Raw genomic sequence first — 6,207 nt, forward strand, 5'->3', positions numbered from 1 at the left:
GCGGTTGCAGCAGAGGACAGGGCGCATCCGGTCAGGAAAGCGGCGACGGCCGCACCGCGGCGTGTTTGGCAATAGATCATATGAGGCTCCCCCGATGAATGGTGCATCGTTTGTTGCCCTTGCTTGCAGGGGCGTCAATGGCCAGTGGGCAGATGGGTGCGATGCTTCGAGACGCCCCATGCCTGCCGTCAATCTAGCTCGATCTATGGCAACGGTCGTTACTCGTCGCTCCCCCTGTTTAGTCCAAGCGCACTCGGCCTAAGGCCGACGGCCGGTATCCAACGAGGGTGCGGCGCGCTGCCCCAGTCCGAACGCTGGTGTTCAGCACAGTAGAGCAAGCCGCGCAGTCGGCACCATGCGGGATCTTTCTTTGGTCACTGCAGACGTTGTGCAATAGACATTGGTCGAATGTCTTGGCCGCATATCTCTATGGGGAGCAAGTAAAGAGCAGTCATGTGTAAATCAATCTCCGTGGAGGTAGGCGGCCCAAGTGATGGGCCGCCTTCTTGGGCAGTAAATAATGCATCCCAGCCTAATTCTTGCCCTAACGTGGCTTAGTTGACGCCGTAAGTCGTCTCGTCGATCTTGTCGTAAATTTCCGTGCGCGCTAGTTCGGCAAGAGCCTCTACATCCGCCGTGTCCACCTGAGCAAGCAGTGCATCCCATTTGTCGATGAGCGCCTTAAATGATGTCAGGATTACTTCCGGGTCTTCGACACCGCGCTCTTTTGCGTTGGCAACGAGCGTCGCCTCGTCTGCCGCTACAAATTCTGCAAGCGCGTTCTTAAGCGTGTCATCAGGATCGACGACCGTCATGCCGCCGTCCTTTGCGGACTGCACCGCTTTCTCAACATCCTTGTCGAACTCGATGCGGTGCTCTCCCAGATAATAAGCCATCTGGTTGAAAAGCACACGACGGTTTTCCGGCGTGATCGATTGCCAGAAGGGGACATTATAACCCCATTCAAACCCCGCGTAGTAATTACCAATAGGCAGAGTATTCATGTCGGTCACAACATCCTTCAAACTGAAGCTGTCGAGCGCATCGGCAGCCGCTACTGCGCAATCGAGTGACCCAGCGTCCAGACCCGTATACATCTCACTGGAAGGGATGGAGACAGGGACGGCTCCGACATGCTCCGCGAACCGAGACCATGCCCCGCCGGCCATTCGCAACCGTTTACCCTTGATGTCCTCAAGAGTCCGGATCGGTGTGTTGCACTGCATGAAATACTCGGACGTAGAATAGCCGCCACCATAGACAACCCCGTTTGTTTTCCATTCCGCCTGCTGCTCCGGGTTTGTCAGGCCGAACTCCGTGGACGCGAACGCCATAACGAGCGGGTCCGTGTTGTAGAACGCCATGTCGCCGATCAAGTTGGCGATGGGCAGCTCCGACGGCGTATAGGTGCCCGCATGATAGGTGACCTGTGCCACCCCATCACGCACGCCCTGAAGCGATGAGGCAGGCGGCAACAGGGAGCCTGCAGAGAATACGTTGAACTCAATCGCGCCATCGGTTTCTTCTGCGACTTTTTTGGCGAATTCAACGTAGGGACCGCGCACCATGGAATGGCGTTCCGCAAAAAAGTGGTTCGCGTTATAGCTCTCTGCGGCCGCTGCGGCGGACATCGTCACAAGCGCGACCACGGTGGATTTCAGAATGGATACGGTCTTCACAGGTTTCCTCCCTTTGGAATATTCAGTTGGTGTGTATTCAGCCGGCCATCAGAGATGGCAGGAAGAGACTGAGCGCTGGAAATGCGATCAATAGGAACAGAGTCACAACATCCATCGCGATAAACCACGTGGTCCCGGAGATGATGTCGCTTAACTTGACCTTGCCGGACAGCGCACTGTGCAGGACGTAGAGGTTCAGCCCGACCGGCGGCGTGACCAGTCCAATCTCTAGCAACTTGATCGTTATGATCCCGAACCAGATCAGATTGACGTCGGCACTCTCCAAGACAGGCAGGAGAACTGGCAGGGTCAGCAGCATGAGGCCAATCGAATCGATGACCATGCCAAGGATGATGAATAACCCGGCGACCATGAGGATGATGACGATCTGGTTATCCGACACTGACAGCATCGCGTCGCTCAGTGACCGCGGCACCCCCGATAAGCCCATGAAACGGGTGAACATGATCGCGCCGATCGATAGAAAAAAGATAGATGACGTGGCAACAACGGTTTGGCGGATAGCAGAGCGCATAGCCTCCCAGGTCAGACTGCGGCGCAGGACGGCGATCAAGATAGCGAGTGATGCACCAACTGCCCCTGCCTCGGTGGGGGTGAAGAACCCGCCGAAAATGCCGCCCAGCACACCCATGATTAGCACGGGGAACGGCCAGACTGACCATAACAAGCCGAAGAAGCGTGACAGGTCGAAGATTTCGTTGCTCCGGGGTGCCAGACTAGGACTAAGGGCACAGCGGATCGTGATCATGCCCATGTAGATCAGCGCAGAGATCACGCCCGGTATCACACCTGCAATGAACAGCTGTCCAATCGATTGCTCGGTGAATATCCCATAGAGGACCATCAGAATCGACGGCGGAATCAAGGATCCGAGGGTGCCCGAGGCCGCGACGACGCCGGTTGCCAGAGAGGGGTGATACTTGGCTCGCAGCATCTCCGGAACAGCGATACGCGACATGGCGGCCGTCGTCGCGATACTGGACCCGGAGGCGGCGGCGAATAGTCCGCACGCCCCCACGCTGGCCGAAGCAAGCCCGCCCGGGACGCGTGCAAGGAGTAGTTTTAGAAGATCAAATGCACCTGTCGTTAGCCCTGTGTTGGCCGCAATGAACCCCATCAAGAGGAACATAGGAATGGCGGTCAGTGACCAGTCGCCAATGAAGCTGAAGGGTAGCGCGCTGACAATTCCGAATGCAGCTGTCGTATTCAACATGACAGAGATGCCGACGAACGAAACGATCATCAAGGCGATACCAATAGACATGCGCAGGGCAAGGAGGCCGAAGAGGCAGCCGACCCCGATCCACCCAATTGTCAACATGCTCATGCTGCGAAATCCGCGTCATGCAGTTTTGTGACAGGAAGACCGCGCAGAAGCATGATCCCCCGCATGACGGCAGCAATCGCCGCCAACCCAAATCCAAGCGGCAACATGCAGCGGGCCGGCCACACGATGATCTGACGGCTGCCCATGACGACCTCGCCGACATTGAAGGCCCGAACAGCATCCAGCCCGGTCCGCCACGTCATGATCGACAGCATCCCCGCTGTGGCGATGAAAGTGACCATCAAGCTGGTTTTCTTAAGCCAAGCGGGAAAGTGGGTGAACAGTAGGTCCACGCTAATCTGCTCGTCGTCGTATTCGACCATGGCCATCGGTAGTAAAACGATGGCGACCATGTAGTAATAAGACGAAATCTCGACAGTTCCTTGGATCGGAGCATTCCAAAAAACCTTCAGAACAACGTCCAGCGTAATGTTGAGCATCATAAGAATGATACCCAGACCACCCACGAGCATCAGCCCATGAGTCAGTCTGCGAAATGCACGATCCATAATCCCTCCTTGCGCAAAACTCTCTCCCGATCGTCCGCTCGCTGTCACAGCATTCCGCACAGATCAGCTCACTTCAAATCGCAAAGCTTGATCGGGTGATCGCACTTCGTTATCGGTCTGTCATTCCAGTAGGAGAGCTCCATGGGTCCGACGCGCATTGGCATCCGTCATCTGCGTTACACGATTGCGGTTGCGGACGCCGGGGGATTTCGCGCGGCCGCTGAGGCACTGAACATCGCTCAGCCTGCTGTCAGCAAGACGGTGCAGGATACCGAGAAAGACCTGGGTTTCACGATCTTTCAGCGTGGCGGCAGTGGCTTCGAGATTACCGAACCCGGACGCGTGTTCCTTGATGATGCGCGTCTGACGCTGGCTGCGTTCGAACGCACCATCCGCGCATCTCGCCAGAATGAACTAGGCGCCCGTGGTCATATCATTGTGGGATATTCTGCGCTTGCTACCTCATCTCACATTTCGGCAGGACTGGACAGGCTCAACAGACTTCATCCGGGTTGCCAAGTCGAGATGCACGTCATGTCCACGGACACCATGATGAAGAATTTGAAAACCGGTGAAATCGATATTGGGTTTCTATTATTCCACGAGAGCGTCCAGGACCCGCAGGTTACGCAGAGGCCGATCTGGTCAACACAGATCGGGGTCGTCGTGCCGCGGTCTATTGATGACGTGTCCCTCGATATGTTGCGCGATGCCGACTTCGTTATAGGGGTTCGGGAAAACTGGCGGTCGTTCCGCGCGCTCCTCGATGCGGCGTTTGTCGAACCAGGTTTGCGCCCCTCAATTGTTGATGAAGCTTGGGATGTGCAAGTTATCTTTCAACGGGTTGCAGAAGGACGTGGGCTAACCTTTTATCCGATCAGCGCCGCAGACAGCCTGCCCGCCGCGCTCAAGATCATGGCCGTGCCGGGCTGGGCACCTCAGCTGACCATCGCAATGGCGTGGAGCAACGTTGCTGATACCAAGCTGCTGCGAGCCTTCCGGGACAGTTTCTGCGATAATTTTGCATGCAAGTGATCCAATTCTGCGATCACCCGATCACACAACCCTATTTGAGCGTCGTGGGATTCTTGCCTCTTATGGTGAAGCTGCAACGAGCGACGAGTATGAGCGTGTGATGGACTGCGATTCCGATCCAAACCCATTCTATCTGCAGGGATCAAGCACAGGGGTGCTGTTGCTGCACGGTTTTACGAGCACACCACAGAGCGTCGCTTATGTTGGCCGGCAGATCCATGCTTCGACGGGTGCCACGATAAGCGTGCCGCTGCTGGCGGGGCATGGAGAGACTCCCGAGGCGCTGGCGCGAACTGGATACAGGGAGTGGCTGGCCACCGCGGAAAGCGCGCTTGATCGTGTGCGGACCGAGTGCGACCAAGTCGTCGTGGCAGGTCTGTCGCTCGGTGGCACGATCGCGCTCAATCTGTCTGTCCGATTCCCGGATCGTGTTGATGGGGTCATCAGCATCAATGGATCAACCGGCATCTACCGACCGGACCAGGTGGCGGGACTGTTTTCGACCAGTATCGGTGAGTTTCACCAAGGTATCGGATCCGATATAAAGCACCCCACAAGGCGCGAGACGTGCTATGATAAAATTCCCATAGCTACGATGCGTGAACGGTTCATATTGACCTGCGCGACAGGCGTAATGCTACCAAACCTGAAGCAACCCATTCTCGTGTTCCAGTCTCGCCAAGACCACGTCGTAGCGCCCGAAAACGGGTCACGCATTGTTCGTGAAGTCGGTTCGTCGAAGGTGACCTTACAGTGGCTTGAACACTCGTTTCATGTCGCGACGCTCGATCATGACCGGGACGAAATTGTTGAACGATGCTCCGCATTCATCACGGAGTGATCGCTCGGGCAGTGGGGCACCGTTCATGCATCCGGCTCTCATACGGCATCATTACCTTATGCGACATTGCTAGTATCACATGACGCCTGCCCATAAGGCATGCAGCGCTCCCATTCCGACTGCGTTCATTCTTTCTCCAGTGCCCGCATTTCATATTCGAGAGAGAAGGAGATGAAGGACCGGATGAGCACCAGCCCCCCCAAAAGCACGACATTGGCAATAGTCAGGTGCAGCACGGTCCGGATCAGGTCAGCTACGATTAAAACCTCCAGGCTCGCCAGAATATGCCTGCCAAGCGCCAGTCGACCGCGATTGAGCTGATGGTCGCGCTCATGCGCATCGCGCCGCATAACCTCGCCGGAGACAAACCACCTCGTGAACCGCACCACGCCCAGCAGCAGAATGGCGATCGCGAACAGCTCAACTAGAACGACAATCCATCCCAGCACGGTCGCAACAGACTCCAGATGGTCTGCCAAGGACAGAAATGTCGTAGCCTCCATAAGCCGGTCCTCCATCATCGGTGGTTCTCCGGAACCTGTCACCTTGCCATAAGGGTAACAAGCCCGCCACGCGGGATCAGTGCGGGATCACTCTCATGGAGCCGTCTGTTTCCAGAGCGACGGACAGAATGTTCTCTATATCGGATTCACCTCTCTGGCGCAGAGCCGCGTTATGTCCATGCGCCGCCTGGTGCCTGTGGTTTGCGTCAACCTGGGGTCTGACAGACCCTAAGTTGACGCTCAGATGCACTTCGGCCGAGGCGCTGGCGTAGCAATTCTGACGACCGAGTGC

7 protein-coding genes are annotated in these 6,207 nt (G+C 56.5%); 2 read left to right on the top strand and 5 right to left on the bottom strand.

Annotation, left to right across the window (positions count from 1 at the left end):
- Positions 1-554: 554 nt before the first annotated feature.
- The 3 genes from FA740_RS18870 to FA740_RS18880 are packed head-to-tail and all read right to left on the bottom strand — an operon-like array spanning position 555 to position 3,536.
- Positions 555-1,679: a C4-dicarboxylate TRAP transporter substrate-binding protein gene (locus FA740_RS18870; protein WP_136858347.1), complete on the bottom strand. Its 1,125-nt coding sequence runs from the start codon at positions 1,677-1,679 to the stop codon at positions 555-557.
- 37 nt (positions 1,680-1,716) lie between these two features.
- Positions 1,717-3,027: a TRAP transporter large permease gene (locus tag FA740_RS18875; protein ID WP_136858348.1), complete on the bottom strand. Its 1,311-nt coding sequence runs from the start codon at positions 3,025-3,027 to the stop codon at positions 1,717-1,719.
- A complete protein-coding gene (locus FA740_RS18880) occupies positions 3,024-3,536 on the bottom strand; it encodes a TRAP transporter small permease subunit (protein WP_136858349.1) in 513 nt (170 codons plus the stop codon). Before FA740_RS18880 ends, FA740_RS18875 begins: the two co-directional genes overlap by 4 nt.
- A gap of 141 nt (positions 3,537-3,677) precedes the next feature.
- Here FA740_RS18880 and FA740_RS18885 point away from each other — a divergent pair, with 141 nt between their 5' ends.
- Both FA740_RS18885 and FA740_RS18890 read left to right on the top strand, forming a co-directional pair.
- Positions 3,678-4,571, top strand: a complete 894-nt coding sequence (locus FA740_RS18885) for a LysR family transcriptional regulator (RefSeq protein ID WP_136858350.1) — start codon at positions 3,678-3,680, stop codon at positions 4,569-4,571.
- 100 nt (positions 4,572-4,671) lie between these two features.
- On the top strand, positions 4,672-5,412 hold the full coding sequence (locus FA740_RS18890; RefSeq protein WP_136858351.1) for an alpha/beta hydrolase: 741 nt from the start codon (positions 4,672-4,674) through the stop codon (positions 5,410-5,412).
- Positions 5,413-5,537: 125 nt separating this feature from the next.
- Here FA740_RS18890 and FA740_RS18895 read toward each other — a convergent pair whose 3' ends face one another.
- Both FA740_RS18895 and FA740_RS19945 read right to left on the bottom strand, forming a co-directional pair.
- On the bottom strand, positions 5,538-5,933 hold the full coding sequence (locus FA740_RS18895) for a DUF1622 domain-containing protein (protein ID WP_136858352.1): 396 nt from the start codon (positions 5,931-5,933) through the stop codon (positions 5,538-5,540).
- 58 nt (positions 5,934-5,991) lie between these two features.
- Positions 5,992-6,207, bottom strand: a 216-nt coding sequence (locus FA740_RS19945) for a hypothetical protein (RefSeq protein WP_211243759.1), incomplete at its 5' end; no start/stop codon positions are given.

This window comes from Paracoccus hibiscisoli (assembly GCF_005048265.1).
Lineage (GTDB): Bacteria > Pseudomonadota > Alphaproteobacteria > Rhodobacterales > Rhodobacteraceae > Paracoccus > Paracoccus hibiscisoli.

Bases quoted from the DNA above. Each gene is read 5' to 3' on its own strand.
- FA740_RS18890 (WP_136858351.1), top strand. From the start codon at position 4,672: ATGGACTGCGATTCCGATCCAAACCCATTCTATCTGCAGGGATCAAGC.
- FA740_RS18875 (WP_136858348.1), bottom strand. From the start codon at position 3,027: ATGAGCATGTTGACAATTGGGTGGATCGGGGTCGGCTGCCTCTTCGGC.
- FA740_RS18880 (WP_136858349.1), bottom strand. From the start codon at position 3,536: ATGGATCGTGCATTTCGCAGACTGACTCATGGGCTGATGCTCGTGGGT.
- FA740_RS18885 (WP_136858350.1), top strand. From the start codon at position 3,678: ATGGGTCCGACGCGCATTGGCATCCGTCATCTGCGTTACACGATTGCG.
- FA740_RS18895 (WP_136858352.1), bottom strand. From the start codon at position 5,933: ATGATGGAGGACCGGCTTATGGAGGCTACGACATTTCTGTCCTTGGCA.